This window comes from Psychrobacter sp. CX21, assembly GCF_057396255.1.
The window spans coordinates 14,057-33,204 of record NZ_JBXYJG010000005.1; the positions used below are offsets into that span (position 1 = coordinate 14,057).

15 protein-coding genes are annotated in these 19,148 nt (G+C 39.7%); 12 read left to right on the forward strand and 3 right to left on the reverse strand.

Annotated elements, in window-relative coordinates; all coding sequences use genetic code 11:
- The first annotated feature begins 102 nt into the window (after positions 1-102).
- From pheA to AC2SLP_RS04485, 6 genes are all read left to right on the forward strand, one after another.
- A complete protein-coding gene (pheA, locus tag AC2SLP_RS04460) occupies positions 103-1,323 on the forward strand; it encodes a prephenate dehydratase (protein ID WP_486535437.1) in 1,221 nt (406 codons plus the stop codon).
- Positions 1,324-1,441: 118 nt separating this feature from the next.
- Positions 1,442-2,545 carry a histidinol-phosphate transaminase gene (hisC, locus tag AC2SLP_RS04465; protein WP_486535438.1) on the forward strand — a complete coding sequence of 368 codons (1,104 nt, stop codon included), beginning with the start codon at positions 1,442-1,444 and terminating at the stop codon, positions 2,543-2,545.
- A 174-nt stretch (positions 2,546-2,719) separates the two neighbouring features.
- Positions 2,720-5,014 carry a bifunctional prephenate dehydrogenase/3-phosphoshikimate 1-carboxyvinyltransferase gene (locus AC2SLP_RS04470; RefSeq protein ID WP_486535439.1) on the forward strand — a complete coding sequence of 765 codons (2,295 nt, stop codon included), beginning with the start codon at positions 2,720-2,722 and terminating at the stop codon, positions 5,012-5,014.
- 307 nt (positions 5,015-5,321) lie between these two features.
- On the forward strand, positions 5,322-6,248 hold the full coding sequence (rarD, locus tag AC2SLP_RS04475) for an EamA family transporter RarD (RefSeq protein ID WP_486535536.1): 927 nt from the start codon (positions 5,322-5,324) through the stop codon (positions 6,246-6,248).
- 136 nt (positions 6,249-6,384) lie between these two features.
- Positions 6,385-6,762, forward strand: coding sequence for a dihydroneopterin aldolase (gene folB, locus AC2SLP_RS04480; protein WP_486535440.1), 378 nt, complete (start codon positions 6,385-6,387; stop codon positions 6,760-6,762).
- Between the two features lie 261 nt (positions 6,763-7,023).
- On the forward strand, positions 7,024-7,659 hold the full coding sequence (locus tag AC2SLP_RS04485; protein WP_486535441.1) for a hypothetical protein: 636 nt from the start codon (positions 7,024-7,026) through the stop codon (positions 7,657-7,659).
- A gap of 75 nt (positions 7,660-7,734) precedes the next feature.
- On the opposite strand, the gene cysE is transcribed toward AC2SLP_RS04485, so the two are convergent.
- The 3 genes from cysE to AC2SLP_RS04500 form a co-directional block, all read right to left on the reverse strand.
- On the reverse strand, positions 7,735-8,658 hold the full coding sequence (gene cysE, locus AC2SLP_RS04490; RefSeq protein WP_486535442.1) for a serine O-acetyltransferase: 924 nt from the start codon (positions 8,656-8,658) through the stop codon (positions 7,735-7,737).
- Between the two features lie 152 nt (positions 8,659-8,810).
- A complete protein-coding gene (locus tag AC2SLP_RS04495) occupies positions 8,811-9,710 on the reverse strand; it encodes an RNA methyltransferase (protein WP_486535443.1) in 900 nt (299 codons plus the stop codon).
- Between the two features lie 124 nt (positions 9,711-9,834).
- Entirely contained in the window at positions 9,835-10,719 is an 885-nt protein-coding gene (locus tag AC2SLP_RS04500; protein ID WP_486535444.1) for a LysR substrate-binding domain-containing protein, read from the reverse strand.
- Positions 10,720-11,207: 488 nt separating this feature from the next.
- Here AC2SLP_RS04500 and AC2SLP_RS04505 point away from each other — a divergent pair, with 488 nt between their 5' ends.
- The 6 genes from AC2SLP_RS04505 (at position 11,208) to AC2SLP_RS04530 (ending at position 19,144) form a co-directional block, all read left to right on the forward strand.
- A complete protein-coding gene (locus tag AC2SLP_RS04505; protein WP_486535445.1) occupies positions 11,208-11,690 on the forward strand; it encodes a RidA family protein in 483 nt (160 codons plus the stop codon).
- 174 nt (positions 11,691-11,864) lie between these two features.
- A complete protein-coding gene (locus AC2SLP_RS04510; RefSeq protein ID WP_486535446.1) occupies positions 11,865-13,319 on the forward strand; it encodes an aldehyde dehydrogenase family protein in 1,455 nt (484 codons plus the stop codon).
- A gap of 54 nt (positions 13,320-13,373) precedes the next feature.
- Positions 13,374-14,396 carry a membrane dipeptidase gene (locus AC2SLP_RS04515; protein WP_486535447.1) on the forward strand — a complete coding sequence of 341 codons (1,023 nt, stop codon included), beginning with the start codon at positions 13,374-13,376 and terminating at the stop codon, positions 14,394-14,396.
- 117 nt (positions 14,397-14,513) lie between these two features.
- On the forward strand, positions 14,514-16,331 hold the full coding sequence (locus tag AC2SLP_RS04520) for a BCCT family transporter (protein ID WP_486535448.1): 1,818 nt from the start codon (positions 14,514-14,516) through the stop codon (positions 16,329-16,331).
- A gap of 73 nt (positions 16,332-16,404) precedes the next feature.
- Entirely contained in the window at positions 16,405-18,258 is a 1,854-nt protein-coding gene (locus AC2SLP_RS04525) for a hypothetical protein (RefSeq protein ID WP_486535449.1), read from the forward strand.
- Positions 18,259-18,355: 97 nt separating this feature from the next.
- Complete coding sequence (locus tag AC2SLP_RS04530) at positions 18,356-19,144, forward strand: DUF3726 domain-containing protein (protein WP_486535450.1); 789 nt, start codon at positions 18,356-18,358, stop codon at positions 19,142-19,144.
- The last annotated feature ends 4 nt before the right edge of the window (positions 19,145-19,148 follow it).

The window sequence follows — 19,148 nt, forward strand, 5'->3', positions numbered from 1 at the left end:
AGTGAAGTTTGATATAGTATCATCGTAAACACTTCAAATAAATAAGTAAAACAGCTAACTAGGTTTACCTTATATAGTAAAACCATAAATACAGGCCATCCTATGACGTCGACATCAAATAGTAATTCTAATCAAAATCTAAGTACGGATAGTGTTGATACAAATAATGAAACAAATGTCGACATATCAAACGAGACTGAAAATACCTTGGGCGAGCTACGTCAGCAAATTGATTCGGTAGACGCTCATATTTTAAAGCTTATAAACAAGCGAGCAAAGCTCGCTCAAGACGTAGGTACTTATAAAAAAGAACGTTTAGCAGAGTCAGAGATATCAAATGATTCAAATCATAAAACCGATCCCGTGTTCTATCGTCCTGAACGTGAAGCTCAAGTTCTTCGTAATATTATGTCGCGTAACGAGGATGAAGACAGTCCCATAAGTAATGAGAAAATGGCACGTTTGTTTAGAGAGATTATGTCAGTATGCTTAGATCTTGAAGCACCTCAAAAGATTGCTTTTTTGGGTCCAGTCGGAACTTTCACCCACGCCGCCGCGCTTAAGCACTTTGGGCAAGCAGCGACTACTGTACCGCTTACAACTATTAATGATGTATTTCGCGAAGTAGCTTCTGGTACAGCCTCTTATGGCGTCGTGCCAGTCGAAAACTCATCAGAAGGCGTTGTGAATCATACCCTTGATGGGTTTTTGTCCTCCGATTTAAGAATTATAGGGGAAGTTGAGCTTCCTATTCATCAAAATTTTATTGTCGCTGAACATACTAAAGTAGATAGTCTAAGTCGTATTTATTCACATCAGCAATCATTGGCGCAGTGTCGTCATTGGCTTGATGTCAATTATCCAAATGTAGAACGCGTGCAAGTTTCAAGTAATGGGGAAGCTGCCCGTCGTCTTAAAAATGAGTGGCATTCCGCTGCCATAGCCGGTGATGTAGCCGTTGCTGAATATGACTTATATAAGCTACACGAAAATATAGAGGACAATCCAAACAATACGACTCGTTTCTTAATTATTGGACGCGAAGAGATTGAACCCTCAGGGCATGACAAAACCTCTATATTAGTCTCTGCTCATGATAAAGCTGGCGCATTAATTGAGATATTAAAGCCTTTATCCAAATATGGCGTTTCAATGACCAGTATTGAAACACGGCCAGAACGCCCAAACAACTGGGCATACGTTTTCTTTATCGATATGGAAGGACATATTAAAGACGATAATGTTCGAAATGCTATTGAAGAGATTCGTCCGTTAGTGAGAGATGTACGTATCTTAGGATCATATCCAAAAGCGGTTATTTAGAATTGCTGCCATCTATCGGCTGTTTATTTACTATCCATCTCATTTAACAGCTATTCTTAGAATTTTAGCTATATTACAATTAATGGATTAATTGGGTTTGAATAAATTAGGTAATACTATGAGTCAAAAAACATTTGCTACACCTGCTTATCTCAGTATTTTAGAGCTACAAGCTTATGAATCTGACAAACAAGTCGAAGAGTTGGCGCGAGATTATGAGTTAAGCGATGTTTTAAAGCTGGCTACCAATGTCAATCCTTTAGGCTGTTCACCCTATGTGACCCTCGCTATCACAGAGAAGCTTGGTAAGCTTTCAAGATATCCTGATTCCAAAGCGGTAGAGCTTAAAGCCGCCATTTCTAAATTAACCGGTAAAAAGTTAAATCAGCTCACTTTAGGTAATGGCTCTAATGATTTACTGCACATTATTGCAACTACATTTGTGAGTAATAATGATGCCATTATTTATAGTCAATATTCGTTCAATACTTATAAAACGTTGACTAAAAAGCTCGGCGCAGAGGGTGTTGAAGTCCCTGCAGAGCGGTATGGACATGATCTTGAAGCAATGCAAGATGCTGTTCAAAACACATCGAATGCGCGCATGGTGTTTATCGCAAATCCTAACAATCCTACTGGGACACTTCTATCCAAAGATGACATCTATCAGTTCGTTAAAACCGTACCAGAACATGTCTTAGTGGTAATAGATGAATCGTATATAGAATATGCGTTTGATGAGAATAATAGTGCGCTCGTTGATGAGTTTGATAATCTTATTATAGTACGAACCTTCTCTAAAGCATATGGATTAGCGGGCTTGCGAGTTGGATATGCAATATGTCATATCGAGATTGCTAAGGTTATCAATCGTATCAGGCAGCCCTTTAATGTCAGCTTGCTTGCTCAAGCGGCGGCAACATCGGCAATAGAAGATCAGCTATTTATAGAGCAGACTATTGAGCTTAATGAGGGTCAGAGACGCTGGATATGTAAGCAATTTGATGCCTTGGGTCTTGGTTTTGTGCCATCAGCGGCTAACTTTGTGATGGTGAACGTCGGTGATGCACAAGGTATATACGACGCACTACTCAAACAAGGCATCATTGTACGACCTCTAAATGACTATGGGTTGGATGAATGGCTACGTATTACTGTTGGGAGTCCCGAAGATAACACGCGATTGATAGACACATTGAGAGATACCTTAGAATCATTTTAAATGTTCATTGTTTATCTTTCGTATTGTATAGACTTTTAAAGCCTAGACCTTTAGATATCTTGGTTTTTATATTTGAGTTATAGTCTTAACGATATGGTTATGATAGTGGAAGATGTTATTAAATTATACGTTTTTAGCGCTACCCGATTTAGGTTATTAGGAAGATAGAAAGATATGCTTTTTGAACAGGTTTGTATTGTCGGTTTAGGACTAATAGGTGCAAGCCTTGCACAGGCAATTAAAGATAGAGGCCTAGCCGCGCGCCTCGTCGCAGTAGATAATCATAAGCCTAGCATTGAGGCTGCTATAGAAGATAAAGTAATTGATACTGGTGGCGATAAATTAAGCGAGGTGGTTCAAGGCAGTGATTGTATTGTTATTGCCGTTCCTGTCAAAGCAGTCAGCTCTATCTTTAAAAAAATACACTCTGTAAAACAACAAGGTCTACTAAATGACACTTGCATTATTACTGATGTGAGTAGTACCAAGCAAAATGTGGTTAAGTCAGCAAAGGATATTTTCGGCGAATTACCAGAAACCTTTGTGCCAGCGCACCCAATAGCAGGGGCAGAGCGTTCTAGTTACACCGCAAGGGTTGCCACACTTTTTGAAAATCATAAAGTAATTGTGTGTGAATTAGACAGTACCAATATAGTCTCAATTGATAAGGTCAGTGCCTTGTGGGAAGCTGTGGGCGCTACCGTCATGAAAATGGATGTCGAGCATCACGATGCGGTATTGGCTTATACCAGTCATCTACCTCACTTATTGGCCTTTAATCTAGTTGAGCAGCTCTCAAGTCACGACGATAATATGGACATATTCCGTTATGCCGCGGGCGGGTTTAGAGACTTTACCCGCATTGCAGCCAGTGACCCTATGATGTGGCATGATATCTTTATTGCTAACAAATCTTCATTGCTACATGCATTAGATGAATACAGCGACTACCTATCTAAAATGCGGCTCATGATAGAGCAAGAAGATTCAACTAAGCTTCTTGGCTTACTAGGTCGCTCGCAATCTGCAAGGCAGCATTTTGATCATATGTTAACCAGCACCCCTTATACCAAAATACTATCAGAGCATTCGACCACGGATAAATATATGACTACTACCCCTTCAAGTTCGTTCATCATCACACCATCTACGACCATAAAAGGCTGCATTAAAGTCCCTGGCGATAAGTCGATATCTCATCGTAGTATTATGTTTGGTAGCTTAGCGGAAGGCATTACCAAAGTAAGCGGCTTTTTAGAAGGTGAAGACGCACTGGCAACGCTGCAGGCTTTTAGAGACATGGGGGTGACCATCGAAGGTCCTGAAAATGGCGAAGTAACCATACACGGTGTGGGAATTAATGGATTAAAGCCTAGTCGAACCCCTCTATATATGGGTAATTCTGGCACTACCATGCGTCTTTTATCTGGTATCTTATCAGCACAGACCTTTGACAGTGTACTAACTGGAGATGCCAGCTTGTCAAAACGCCCTATGGAGCGAGTAGCTAAGCCGCTGCGTCTAATGGGAGCTTCATTGCAAACTACTGGAGAGCGTGGCACGGCACCAGTTAGTATCACAGGTAGTGATAAGCGAGGCACCACGCTAAATGGTATCACTTACACCATGCCTGTGGCTTCAGCACAAATTAAATCTTGTTTAATACTTGCAGGATTATGGGCTGAGGGTACAACCACCGTCATTCAACCTGAAATTACGCGAGACCATACTGAACGCATGCTACAAGCGTTTGGATATGATGTGGATGTCGATGGCAATAAAATTAGTGTGTCAGGTGGTGGGAAGCTCACAGCCTGCGACATAGCCGTTCCTGCAGACATATCATCAGCTGCCTTCTTTATGGTTGGAGCATCTATCGCGAAAGATGCTGAGATTACCATTGAAAAAGTAGGCATGAACCCGACGCGCACAGGCGTGATAGATATTTTAAAACTTATGGGTGCGGATATATCACTCACTAATGAAACCTTCGTTGGGGGTGAGCCTGTTGCCGATATCACCATAAAGTCTGCACCGCTTAAAGGTATTGAGATTCCAGAGCATTTAGTGCCATTGGCTATTGATGAGTTCCCCGTGATGTTTGTAGCGGCCAGCTGTGCACAAGGTCAAACTGTATTAACTGGCGCAGCAGAGCTCAGAGTTAAAGAGTCGGATAGAATTGCGGTAATGGCAGAAGGTTTGATTCAATTAGGCATAGAATGTACCGTAACGGACGATGGTATTATTATCGAAGGTAAAGGTAATGAGGAATCGCATGATGCTATATTTGGTGGTGGGGATATTTATTCACACCATGATCATCGTATAGCCATGAGTTTTTCAATTGCAAGCTTAAGAGCCAATGACACCATTACCATTAATGGAGTTGAGACAGTGAATACGAGCTTCCCAAAGTTTGCAGAGTTAGCAAATCGAATTGGTATGAATATCGCTACTAAATCTAATTAATTATTTGATACTGTTCACACTCTTAATAACTTAATATATTAAGCAGCCATCCATAAGAGGGTGGCTTTATTTATTATTTAAAATGGAACAATGATTTAATGATAGTCAACGAAAGGTAAAGTCATCGCACTATAGTCAAAGAAGTCTAAAATAGTTACAAGGCAACCGAGTGCAATTACCATTCATGAAGGTTTAACGAGGTTAACATTGTAACCGTATAGTAGTTCGATGACTATTCTTAGCCGTATAATTGTGGAATACCTATATGTCAAACCATCCTTCTAAAAGCACTCTTTCAAAACAGGGTATGACTACTAAGGCCAAACCCGCTATGATCCAAACGACAACCAAAGGGGTTTTGACTGCTTTAGCTGCTTTTTCGATATGGGGTTCATTTCCATTTTATTTTAAACAGTTAAGCCAATACAATGCTGTCGAGATTATAGGGCATCGTATTGTTTGGACATTTATATGCTTACTGATTGTACTGACTATTAGTAAACGCTGGGATTGGATAAACACTCTAAAACGTCATCCAAGACTTATTTGGATTACTTATTTATCTGGTTTGATTATTGCCATGAACTGGTTGACCTACGTGTGGGCAGTCAATGCCAATCAAATTTTAGAAGCCAGCTTAGGGTATTTTATCAGTCCATTAGTGGGTATTTTACTGTCACTTATCGTATTAAAAGAGCGTCTAAGACTGCTTCAATGGATAGCGGTAGGTTTTGCAGCGGCTTCGGTTTTGATTCAAGTGGTGATGTTAGGTAGTCTGCCTTGGGTTTCTTTGATTTTGGCATGCTCGTTCAGTGTGTATGGGGTGATGCAGCGTAGAACGCCTTTAACAGCGCTAGATGCATTATTTTTAGAAACGGCGCTATTAGTACCGATTTGTATTTACTGGTTTATGACTGCAGATGTGGTCAGCTCCAACCTTTCATTTTGGTGGAGTAATAACATATGGTTCTTAATGCTGGCCGGACCTGTGACATTGATACCACTATTATTATTCAACAAATCAACCAAGATGGTCGCCTTTAGTATTATTAGCTTTATGAATTATCTAACACCTACGATTATATTTTTGGTTGCCATATTCTATTATCACGAACCTTTTGATTCTAAGCGATTGATGGTGTTTGGTTTAATTTGGATAGGATTGTTATTGTTTAGTATTGATTTATGGCGGCATAGGCCGAGTAAGCTATTAAACAAACCGAAATCCGCTTAAAGACTATTTGCTTACTGTTCAAATTTATGACGGTTCAAATTAAGGACTGATCAAAAACAAAAATAAAGCCAAACGGATTTTCAATTAATTGCACAAATGTACGATCAAACAAATCTATAAAATAAGGCAGAATTATATGCGTCATTCGGACAAGGTATATATCAAAGGGCTCAAAGTAGATGCTGTCATTGGCGTATACGATTGGGAGCGCGCAATCACCCAGCCATTAGTTATCGATGTGACCATGAAAACTGACATTAATGAGGCAGCTAATACTGACAATATCGAACACACGATTAATTATAAAGCGGTATGCGATGATATAACTGCATGGTGCCAAGACACCAAAGCGATGCTTATAGAGCGTTTGGCTGTATTAATTGCAAACAATATAATCGAAAATTACGAAACCGATGAGGTTGAAATAAGCATCGGTAAACCGACAGCTATTAAAGAAGCAGATTTGGTTGCCGTGCAGATTGTACGTAGTCGACATGGAAACCAGAATAAGTAAACTCTAAGTAAGTAATTTTTAAGTAAGTAGGTTCTACATTACAAATTTTAGATAATTTAATTATAGATAAGTAGCTGCTAGGTAAGTAGCTGCTAGGTAAGCAGGTGATAGGCAGGTAGTAAGTAGGTTAGTAGGTGATAGGTAATAAGATTCCAGGTGGTGAGGTTTTATAAAGTCATCGTTTTTTATATTTCGATAAACCGATGCATTAATTAAGATAGCCATTATATAAAAAGACGAATAGGTTGAGGACACACTTAGATGAGTGGTCAAAAAATTTTAGAAACAAACGAAACTAACCTTAGCATAAAGGGCAGTAGTTCTGATACCTATCAAATAAACCTGCCTTTCACGGCTTTGAAGTCTTTAAGCAAACAAAGCGATCAGGTTACACATGCGGTCTTAATAGAACTCGGAAGTAATACAAATACTGAACGGCATCTGAAGCGAGCAAGAGAGGAGCTTGAATCTATTTCAGATTTTACAATATGGTCATCTGAATTCGTTAATCAAGACTATACGGCCACACCAGATAATCCAAAACCAGATTATACCAATCAATGTGGATTTCTAATACTAAACACTCATAAATTCAATAATATATATAACTTAGGTGATGACGCCATAAAATTGGGGGAGTTTGTTAAAACGACTAAAGTTTTAGAAAAAAGAATACAAAATGATTATTATGCCGCCGAGCTTATTAGCAAATTAGACACAAAGGTTTTTATTAACCATATAAAAGCACCTAAGGTACGTCAGGTTATCATAGATATAGACGTTTTAGCATTTAAAGGAGAGGATAATCAGCTGATAGCGATATTAGAGCGGTACCCTTTCAAGCATCATGAATGGGTCGGTATAAAAGAGCTCATCAAAGCGCAAGCTTTTGTATAAATGGGTTAAAATCATTTCAATTCTATAGGTTTGCGATTCTTTTAAGCCCTCTTATATGATTAGAATTGAAGCGGTCTAAGAGTTTCTAATGAGGTCCAAATCCTCTGAAGTCAATTTGTCGCATTCAGTTGCCTTAAACTTTGGGTCAAGCCTACAAACAGCTTTTTGTAGTTCATTAATGCGTATTTCTGATTGCTGAATGTGATCGAGCATTTTTGCGAAAGCTTCAGCCACAGGGTCTTCTGAATTTGGGTTTAGGCCGTAAGCGCTAAAGTCAAAACGTTCTTTAATCGGTATCGAGGTAGCCTTTGTCTTATCTGTTTGGGTACGATATGAAATAGTACTGTCTGTTTTAGAGCTGTCTGTTTTAAAGTTATCTGTTTTAAAGCTGTCTGTTCTGGTACCGTCAGGGCAGGAGTTTTTTATTAAATCCATTTTTGAAGAACTTTGGGGTTCACTTGTTTGGGTGATCATACGTGCGGCACTACCGACCATAGTTGCTTCCTGAGGTACTGACTTAACCACGACAGCATTAGAGCCTATTTTAGCGTTTTTACCGACGGTAAAGGGTCCAAGTACCTTGGCGCCTGCCCCAACAATAACACCATCTTCTAAAGTAGGATGACGTTTACCATTTCCGAGCGACACACCGCCAAGCGTAACGCCATGATACAAGGTAACATCGTTACCTATTTGAGCGGTTTCACCTATCACCACACCCATGCCATGATCGATAAAAAACCGTTTGCCAATCTGTGCAGCAGGATGAATCTCAATACCAGTCAACATGCGCGAACCATAAGAAAGCGAGCGAGCGCAAAATTTAAAATCTTTGTTCCATAAGTAATGTGCGCCTCGATGCATAATTAGCGCGTGTATACCTGGGTAGGTCAATAACACTTCTAAACTATTGCGCGCGGCGGGGTCACGATTAAATACAGAAGCAATATCTTCTTGTAATGAGAACTTGGCTTTTTGAATGGCTTTAATGAGTCTCATATCACAGTCTTATAATAGATTAAGTTTAAAAGTTAGCTTAGGCGCATTTGCGGATTATTTTTTATGTTTTTTATGAGTTTTAAAGGGTCTAAACATTGATAGATCTTATTATACGCCTTTATTTAATAATAAATATGAGTATATTATCTACATTATTTATCGATAAGTTTACGACTAATTTTAGCAATTATAGCACTTATAATCTCATATTCCTTCTGATCGAGTTGAACCCTAGATATTAATCGTAAAAGTCGGCTGGGTAGCTCTCTAAGCGTATCGTTATCGGTGCTTTTGATAAGATCCAATTGATACATTAGTTCAATAAGTCTAGTTTCCAAAGCTGCTTTTTGTTCATGACTAATGGCGGGAGTGTCCCATATCTGACGAATGACCACATCAATTTGCTTTGACTCGGCAATTTTATCTGGTGTTGAATTCAATGCTGTATTAGATATGGCTAGCGAGCTTGGCGTATTTAACACATTGCTAAATTGATGCGAGAACTGGCTATAAATAAAACTTGAAATAACTTGAATAGCAGATGCCACGTTGAGTACTGGATAGTTAGGATTGGCATCAATTTGAATATGATAATCTGCTAAGGCAAGCTCATCATTAGTTAATCCTCTGTCTTCACGCCCAAATATAATGGCTATGTTAGAGCTATCCAAAGGTCTTGAAATCATGATTTGAGCTGCCATATCGGGAGAGACTACAGGACGCGGCAAATGGCGTTGACGACTACTGGCAGCAAATACCAGTTCACAATCTTGAATAGCTTCTGCCAGAGTATCTACGATATTGCAATTATTTAGAACGTGCTGCGCACCCGCCGCATGAGCGGCGCTGTCTGCATCAATAGGACGTGCAGGGTCTACAACCATCAGATCTTCTATACCCATAGTATACATTGCCCTTGCAGCCGAACCTATATTGGCAGGCAGGGTCGTATTGACCATAATGATTCTAATGCGGCCGAGTTGTTCATGTAACGCAGTCGAGTTCTCATTAGATAAAGGTTGGTTTTGATTTTCTACATTAGGCGCAGTCATAACTTCTCATAGTATTGTTTATTATTAGGTGTTAATAAGTCTTAGGTATTGATAAATTAGGTATGTCTTAAATCTTTTACGAGCCATCTTGGACGATTATTAGCTTTCAATTTAAGGCTTTCTTTTAATCGCTTAGTGTCTGCACGTAGCTTTCACATAGTTCTGTAAATATCTGAGCTTGGGGCGATAACGCTCTATCTTTTACGCTAAAGATTCCAATTTGGCGTTTAACAAGTGGTTCGAGTAAAGGTATCCATACTAACTGAGTATCATACTCAGGAAATGCAAGTTTTGGTAATGTGGTAACGCCTAACTGATTACGAAGTAATGAAAACAGAGAGGTTATATTGGCAACTTCATAACGGGGGTTTTGATTGATTTTATACGCTGGCGTATGGTCAAGTAGATGACACGTACCATTGAGTATAAAGGATTCAGACATTAACTCTTGCCAAACAACCCCTTTTTTATAAGCCGCTAATCGATGCCCTTGGGTACAAACCACGCCGATGGCATCTTCAAGTAATAACGAAAATACAAATTCCTCTTGATTGAGTGTGCTTAAGTTACCCAGTGCGATATCCACCTCACCTGCCAGCAAGCGTTTACAGACTCCTACTGAATTGTCATCCACAATACTAATTTCAACATCTGGGTATAATCTTGAATATTCTCGAAGAACATTAGGTAGCAATCTTGTGGCTAATGACGGCACTGTGGCAATCCGAATCTTACCAACTTTTCCTAAAGCTTCCGTGCTTATGTCTAATTCTAAGTTTTTATAAACTTCCATAAATCGCTGTATTTTAGGTAAGCAAGCGCGGCCAAACGTTGTCAGTTTTGTATGATTACCTCTTTCAAATAATATGCTGCCTAATTCATTCTCAAGTGCTTTTATAGAGGATGACAAAGTTGCTTGCGATCGATTGGCTTTTGAAGCCGCCGCTCTAAATCCATCTTCTTGGACGACATATAAAAAATGTCTCAGCTGTTGCAGCTTTATATTCATAATGGCTATCTTGATTTTGTTTAGACCTATATCTATAAGATTTATTATAAATATACTGATAGATTTTATCTATCATAATTATAATTTAATTTGTTAGATAAATCACATTTTAATACTTATCATAGGTGCATATAGTCAAAGAAATCTAAATTGGCTACAAGGCAATTGAGTGCAAGTACTACTATAGTAGGGCGAGCGAGGTTAAAACCGTAACCCTTTAGTATTTCGCTGACTATAAATAAGCTTTAATACGTGTTCAACTAAATTAAATAGAACTCATTTTATACACTATGATGGTCTTAAATGATCTGATGCACATAATTAGTTTTAATGCTAATAAATAGATTTTATTTGATCAATCCCAAGCTTACATTCAACTCTATCTATGAGCTCATGTTAAGAGCTTTCTTTAAAAACAACTATTAAGAACAACTATTAAGAAAAATTATTTATAGCCTTGCTAAACCTTCAAGAAAATGGATAACCTCATGACTTCAAATAGTTCTTTAAAACAATCTGAACAATCAAAACAAACTGAACAGACAAAGCAAACTAATCTGGCGAATGAAGCAAACGTTCAAAAGCAGCCTATTCAAACCCAATTATATGCTTCAAAAGCACCTTTGGAATGGGCAGTAGTCAGTAACGGAACTTTGTATACTTCGCAAATCCCGATTGATGATACAGGCGCCGTTGTTGATGGGGGTATTGAAGCACAAACGCGTCAAACCTTTAAAAATCTAGAACATACGCTCGACTGTGCTGGCGTGACTATGGATGCCATTAATCAAGTACTTATCTATGTGACTGAGCGTGAATATTTGACGACGGTCAATCAGATTTATAGTGATTACTTCAATGCGCCATATCCAAATAGAGCTGCAGTAGTTGTAGCTGGACTGGCGCGAGAAGAAATGCTCGTAGAATTTGTGATATATGCATCAGTGCCTAATAGCGGAACTAAAGAATAGTATTAAAACTAATTTAATGTATCCAATGATTTTGATTTACTAAACTTTTAGACCTAGGTTATATGAAAGAGCTTTATGAAATTTCTTATACTCTTATTACGCCTATAAGTCCTAAACAGAATTTTAACCACATATATTAACAACTTACCTTTTGGATGACGCAAGGATCGCATTATGACTAACTTACCCACTACCAATGCTTTATACATCAATGGTGAATGGCGGGAGGGGTCGAACACCATAACCAATATCAACCCGTCTGATATAACCGAGACAATAGGTGACTTTGCTCAAGCCGATGAGTCTCAGGTCCAAGAAGCAATAGACGCTGCGCGCCGTGCACAGCCAGAATGGGCGAGTGTCCCTATGGAACGTAAGCAAAGTATATTGCAGTCCATCGGGGATGAGTTAATAGCGCGATGTGATGAGTTAGGGCGTTTACTGTCTAGAGAAGAGGGCAAGCCCTTTGCTGAAGGCCGCGGTGAAATATATCGCTCAGGTCAGTTTTTTCATTATTACGCAGCCGAGGTGTTACGCCAAATGGGTGATCTGGCTGATTCGGTACGCCAGGGCGTTAAAGTTGAAGTAACAAGAGAGGCGGTCGGTGTTGTCGCCATCATATCGCCATGGAATTTCCCTACAGCAACGGCGGTTTGGAAGATTGCGCCTGCATTGGCATACGGTAATAGCGTTATATGGAAGCCTGCCAACTTAACTCCAGCCAGTGCGGTTGCATTAACCGAGATTATTCATAGGCATGGCTTGCCCGCTGGCACGTTCAATTTAGTATTGGGCGGCGGCGGCGGTATTGGCGATGCACTCATTAACGCCACAGATATTGATGCCGTCAGCTTTACAGGATCGGTTGAAACAGGGCGTAAAGTAGCGGCCGCAACTGCGCCCAACTTCGTACGTTGTCAGTTAGAAATGGGAAGTAAAAACGCCTTAGTTATTGCCAATGATGCCGATATGAATACTGCCATTGACGCCTCTATTGCAGGGTCATTCTCAGGATCTGGTCAAAAATGCACGGCATCGTCTCGCTTATTGGTGATGGATAGTGTTTATGATGAATATGTTGAAAAACTACTCAAACGAATTGAATCATTAAAAGTAGGCCATGCGCTAGAAGAAGGCATATTTATGGGGCCAGTGGTAGATAATACCCAACTAAAATCTAACTTAGATTGGGTTGCCAAAACTAAAAATCAGGGCGCAGAAGTTGCTTGTGGTGGCACGCGTTTGGATATGCCACACGATGGCTATTATATGGCGCCTACCTTACTTCTAAATACTAAAAACGATTGGGACATTAACCAAGAAGAGGTGTTTGCACCGTTAGCGTCTGTTATTCGTATTAGCGACGATATTGATGAAGCGATTGCCATGACTAACGCCACACGATTTGGTTTAACGGGCGGCATTATTACCCAAAGTTTACGCAATAGTGCATTATTCAAAGAAAAAGTCGAGGCGGGGTGCGTTATGGTGAATCTAGCGACAGCAGGCACGGATTACCATGTGCCTTTTGGTGGCCGCAAATCATCGAGCTTTGGTCCTCGAGAACAGGGTCAATACGCCAAAGAATTCTATACCATTGTTAAAACCGCCTATCAAAAAGCTTATTGAAACATTAGATATATATAAACACTAGATATATAAAGCGAAGCTCAAGGAAGAACCATGTTTGAAGATAAGATCGTAATTGATGGACTTCAATACTCTAATTGGAATAGAGACTATTTTTTGATGCTACAGGCCAGTGGCATTCACGCCGTTCATGCAACTTTGGTCTATCACGAAAATGCAAGAGAGACATTAACTCGGTTTGCCGAATGGGAGCTGCATTTTGAACAAAACGCGGATGTCATCATGCCTATATATACGGCTCAAGACATCGATACAGCCAAGCGTTTGTGTAAAGTCGGCATTATATTTGGCGCACAAAACTGCTCACCAATCGATGATGAGATTGGACTGATTAGTGTCATGAAAAAGTTAGGTTTAAGTATCATGCAGTTGACTTACAACAATCAAAGTTTGCTAGCGACCGGATGTTATGAAAAACATGACTCTGGAATTACACGTTTTGGAGAGCAAGTAATAAAAGAGATGAACCGAGTCGGAATGATTATTGACATGTCGCATAGTGCTGAGCGTTCAACTCTTGAAGCCATTGAGCAATCTGTACGTCCTATATGTATTAGCCATGCCAACCCATCTTTTGCCCATGATGCACTACGCAACAAATCTAATGAGGTCATCAAATCATTGATATCGAAAGGCGGACTACTGGGGTTTAGTTTATATCCTTTTCACCTACCTAATGGTAGCGATTGTACGCTAAATGATTTTTGTGTCATGGTTGCCAAAACGGCAGAGATGGTGGGTGTTGATGGACTAGGGATAGGCAGTGACTTGTGTTTGAATCAACCTGTCTCTGTGCTTGAATGGATGCGTAATGGCCGCTGGTCAAAGAAAAAAGACTATGGCGAAGGGTCTGCCAATAACGCAGGCTGGCCAGAGTCACTACCTTGGTTTGCGGGTAAAGACGGTATGCACAATATTTATGAAGGACTTCTAAGAGTCGGGTTTGATGAGGTAGAAGCTGGTCAAATTATTGGAGGTAACTGGTATGCGTTTCTTGACCAGTCATTAAAGACTCAAAACCAAACTGACCCTAATAATTTCAACTCAACAACTTAAATAAGCCTCATCGATATAAATAAAAATAGGTAAAAACCGCTTCATTATGTAGAGAAGGAATCTTTATAAATGAAGTGCCTGTAGGTCAATATAACATTCATATAAGGATATAAGACAATGACTGATAAGGATATCACCCCAAATAACTCTAAAGTTGACTCTGAAATTTATTCTAAGACGAATAACAATGGAACCAGCGCTGTCGATAAGACCGTCATTAATAAAGACACATTAGGCTTGTCTAATCCGGCCTTATGGTATAGCGGCGGATTTATTTTAATGTTTGTATTACTAGCCGTCTTTAACCAAGAGTTATTGGCTCAAATCGTAGAAGTAGGATTCAACTGGACTGTTAAATTCTTCGGTCCTGTCTGGCAAATTTTATTGTTAGCGACGTTTGTTATTGCCTTGGTTGTTGGGGCGGGACGAACAGGACGGGTTATATTAGGCAATATGGCCAAACCTGAGATGGACAGCTTTAAATGGATGGCAATATTATTCTGCACCCTATTAGCAGGTGGGGGCGTCTTTTGGGCAGCGGCAGAGCCTTTGGCTCATTTTGTAACGCCGCCGCCTTTATTTGCTGAAACGGCTGATATTCAGCAGCAAGCATTTAATGCGTTATCCCAATCATTCATGCATTGGGGGTTTTTGGCTTGGGCTATTGTAGGTAGTCTGTCCGCAATAGTTATTATGCATTTGCATTATGATAAAGGCCTACCGCTTAAGCCGCGTACTTTTTTATATCCTGTATTTGGAGATCGTGTGCTAACAGGGCAGACGGGTGCAATTATTGATGCTTGTTGTATCGTTGCCGTGGCTGCTGGAACTATCGGACCAATTGGATTTTTAGGATTGCAAATTAGCTATGCGTTCAATGTTTTATTTGGTTTACCAGATACGTTCACCACACAGCTTATCATCATTTTATTTGCCGTAGCCATGTATACCTTGTCAGCTATAAGTGGACTTACTCGAGGCATGCAGTTATTGAGCCGCTTTAATGTCATGCTCGCAGTAGCATTAATGGTATTTATACTTATATTTGGCCCTAGTAACTTTATCGTTAATGGTTACATTCAGAGTTTGGGTAGTATGGTGGACAACTTTATACCGATGGCGACCTTTAGAGGAGATGAAGGCTGGCTTAGTTGGTGGACGGTGTTTTTTTGGGGATGGTTTTTAGGATACGGCCCCATGATGGCAATCTTTATCGCGCGTATTTCACGCGGACGCACGATTAGACAATTAATCACCACCGTCTGCTTAGTAGCACCTGTCGTAACCTGCTTTTGGTTTACGGTAGTAGGCGGAAGTGGACTTGCTTTTGAAATTGCAAATCCAGGAAGTGTAAGTACAGCCTTTGAAGGATTTAATCTGCCTGGTGCGCTACTGGCCATAACTCAGCAGTTACCATTTCCTATGATCGTGTCCATTCTATTTTTAATTCTTACGACTGTTTTTATTATCACAACTGGCGATTCAATGACGTATACCATTAGTGTCGTAATTAGTGGTGAGCGTGAGCCAAATGCGCTTATTAGAACCTTTTGGGGTATTATGATGGGTATGACCGCTATTGTACTTATCTCAATTGGCTCTGGTGGTATTACAGCACTTCAATCATTCATTGTGATTACGGCGGTGCCAGTGTCTTTTATTATGATTCCAGCCTTATGGAATGGGCCGCAAATAGCGAGACAAATGGCAAAAGATCAAGACTTATACCGCCCCAATAGTATGCTGACTCAAAGCTTAGAGACTGAGAGACTATTAAACAGCAATATAATCGATAGCAACAACAATATAATCGATAGGAACAACAATTTAACTTCCGATCACATCGATAATGGTGCCCTTAATAAGAGTCATCCAGCGGAATCAGCCACAGTTAAACCATTAGCTAGTGAGCCCATGGACAAACATACGCCATAATTTTACAACCAACAACAAGGAGAGCTTTAAGATTTTTATAAATATCTAAATCATGGATGAAGGAGAATAAAGCATGGCTAATGGTATTAAGGATAGAGATAAGGATAAAGATAATAAAAACGTTGCAAGTAATATAAACGGTGCAACTGAAGCTGATGTTATCAATGCTGAGGATACACAGGTTTCATGTATCGATGAGTTTTTAAACAAGTCTATAAGTAAGTCTTTAAAAGAGACTTTTAACGACTCTACTAATAAGGCTCACAAAGAGAAGGTCGAAGCGTCTATAAAACTACGCGATCCGAGTGTCGTTATGAGTCCAGATAGACTCGGCGCCATGCATCAAACTCGTCTGAGCTTTGTTCGCACCTTACTTAGAAAAATCTACCGTGAAAAATGGCAACTAAACTTACAGCGGTGGTGGTTGACCTCAGAAGGTGTGGGTCACGCCATATATAGATTAACTACTCAAAACGGCATCTATCATCTCGTGATATTTTGTGATGATATCGCCGATGAGGAGCGTAACGATAGAGTGATTGCACAGCGCTGGGATGTCACGTTTTGTATGGTAAAAGGCGAGGTGCCTGAAGATCTGCTTCATCAACTTGAAAAAAACGTACCACTGCAAGAAGCGGGCAGAAATACCAATAAGGTTATCGTATTGGCTCGCGCTAACAAAAGTGTGCGCGTGTTCAATCACGTGGTGGATAGTTTGGCCCAAGGCATTCAACCCGATCCTAATGTTCTGGCTCAAGTTGGCTATATTTTAAGAACTACCGCCGTATACGGGAATGGCAAATTCGGAATTCATAATTTTAAACCTTTAGAGAGCTCAAGTGATTTCGGGCAGTCTTTTAGCGCGCAGATGTGCGCCGTGTACTTACTTAGAGAGTTTAGTATAGACTGGGTTGAATTTTTAGCTAGAAATAAAGGAGGGTGTAAAACGGTCGGACTCGATCCACGCCTAAAACAATATTTAGGCGTCGGTAATGCAACGGGTCTAGGTATGGCGCCTTATTTAATTAATCATCCCAGTATCGTCGATCAATGGCTGAGCACTAGAGAAAAAGCATTGGCATCCGTTCTTAAAACTAACATAGATGAATCTAAACTCGATATCCTAAAGTCACTATTAAATAGAGCGTCAAAGCATTTGAATGAAGTGATTACGATTAACGAGCTGCAAAAGTATAAGAATGAAATCGCATCCAAGGAGGTGAGTGATATAGTTAATCATTTTAATACCATAAGCTATGGTTCTTGGGCTAACATGCTTGAGGCCATAAATTCGAAAAGTTTTGAAACTCAAGAAGTGTTTATCGCCTGTTTACTAGAGCTGTATCCCGATAAAGTTGATGCATTTGAATATAACATGAATGCCGATGAAACAATGGAGATGCCGATTGGAAAAAAAGTAGCTGACGTTATCGAGGTGTTAGAGTCACGATATCAATGGGCAATCAACATAGATTTTGATGATCCTCAAAATAAATACTGGTTTTGGTATCGCTCAGAGGACAAAGAAGAACCCAGACTAGGCGTTAGAGGGAGTGAAGATGGTGTAGAAAAGGAACTTGCATTAGATATAGGTCGCCAAGCCCAAAATTTATACGCATCGCTAAGGCAGGTTGATCCGAATCAAAAAATGTCGGAATTTATACTCAAGCATCCAAAATACAGATACATTACGCGTAGAGTATGGACTATGGGTAATAAACAAATGGGCGATATTCAGATGAATGTCCTGCATAAAGAGGCGTTGCCAATCGATTTACTACGCTGCAAGTTATCCTTATTTGGAGCCACTAAGTTCGATCCCAGATCGGATAGGTGGGTAAGAATTACCTTATTCCAAGGCGCGCCAACCTTTAAAGAAGTTAACGATGAAGAATGGCTGTTTCCGTTATTACCTGAATTGAAATAAGACTCAACCGACCCTAGACATTTTTAGATTAATAATATTTATACATGCGACTAAGTCTTTACATCATAGCGTTAACTGTTAGAGAATGGAGCACAACATGATCGTCTCTCATAATGAAATTATAAATTTAGTGCAAAAGGCCTTTATAGGGACGCGCAATGAATATGGTGAATGTGAGCTGATTGCAAATATGGTGGCAGAATTACAAATGGCAGGTTTGGATGGCGTAATGCATTTTAATAATGCCAGTGATTATCTATTTAATGAGACAGAGACTGAAGTGGAGATTGATGTTCTAAATAACGATATTATCGACGATGTCGTATCAAACAATAACGATAAAGCAACGGCATCCACTTTAACCCTAAGTTTTGATTTTCATAATAATAGCATCTCCTATCATCTGCCAGCAGTTCTTGATTATGCTTTGGAGCACTTTGCTAGCGGCGGGCTTCAGCATATCAAATTAAAGCTTAGAAACTGTCATAATCGCTGGCTTGCTTATGGTGAATTATTAAGAATAGCAACCAAAGGCATTGCTTATGTCACCAAGTGGGATAATGGAAGCCATCCGAGACACACACTGTTTGCACTAAAGCTTGGTAATATTTATCCAGATTTATATTTACTATACGATCAGCAAATATCTTCTATGAATGAACAAGATATGATTATTGAGTTATCAACCAGTAATTTTGAGCTTGAAAAGTATGTGCAAGGGTATACCAAATATTTAAGCGCAGAAGACATCATTGATAGACATCAACAATCTTGGGACTTAGGTATTGAGGTAGACGATCTTGAATGGCAAAAACTAAAACAAACCGCCAAGCTAATGCTCGTCAAAAATAGCGCAGCGTCAGAGCAAGGCGCTGGCGGTAATTAATCTA

Bases quoted from the DNA above. Each gene is read 5' to 3' on its own strand.
- hisC (WP_486535438.1), top strand. From the start codon at position 1,442: ATGAGTCAAAAAACATTTGCTACACCTGCTTATCTCAGTATTTTAGAG.
- AC2SLP_RS04500 (WP_486535444.1), bottom strand. From the start codon at position 10,719: ATGAATATAAAGCTGCAACAGCTGAGACATTTTTTATATGTCGTCCAA.
- AC2SLP_RS04495 (WP_486535443.1), bottom strand. From the start codon at position 9,710: ATGACTGCGCCTAATGTAGAAAATCAAAACCAACCTTTATCTAATGAG.
- rarD (WP_486535536.1), top strand. From the start codon at position 5,322: ATGACTACTAAGGCCAAACCCGCTATGATCCAAACGACAACCAAAGGG.
- AC2SLP_RS04515 (WP_486535447.1), top strand. From the start codon at position 13,374: ATGTTTGAAGATAAGATCGTAATTGATGGACTTCAATACTCTAATTGG.
- pheA (WP_486535437.1), top strand. From the start codon at position 103: ATGACGTCGACATCAAATAGTAATTCTAATCAAAATCTAAGTACGGAT.
- AC2SLP_RS04530 (WP_486535450.1), top strand. From the start codon at position 18,356: ATGATCGTCTCTCATAATGAAATTATAAATTTAGTGCAAAAGGCCTTT.
- AC2SLP_RS04525 (WP_486535449.1), top strand. From the start codon at position 16,405: ATGGCTAATGGTATTAAGGATAGAGATAAGGATAAAGATAATAAAAAC.
- folB (WP_486535440.1), top strand. From the start codon at position 6,385: ATGCGTCATTCGGACAAGGTATATATCAAAGGGCTCAAAGTAGATGCT.
- AC2SLP_RS04510 (WP_486535446.1), top strand. From the start codon at position 11,865: ATGACTAACTTACCCACTACCAATGCTTTATACATCAATGGTGAATGG.
- AC2SLP_RS04505 (WP_486535445.1), top strand. From the start codon at position 11,208: ATGACTTCAAATAGTTCTTTAAAACAATCTGAACAATCAAAACAAACT.
- cysE (WP_486535442.1), bottom strand. From the start codon at position 8,658: ATGAGACTCATTAAAGCCATTCAAAAAGCCAAGTTCTCATTACAAGAA.
- AC2SLP_RS04485 (WP_486535441.1), top strand. From the start codon at position 7,024: ATGAGTGGTCAAAAAATTTTAGAAACAAACGAAACTAACCTTAGCATA.
- AC2SLP_RS04470 (WP_486535439.1), top strand. From the start codon at position 2,720: ATGCTTTTTGAACAGGTTTGTATTGTCGGTTTAGGACTAATAGGTGCA.
- AC2SLP_RS04520 (WP_486535448.1), top strand. From the start codon at position 14,514: ATGACTGATAAGGATATCACCCCAAATAACTCTAAAGTTGACTCTGAA.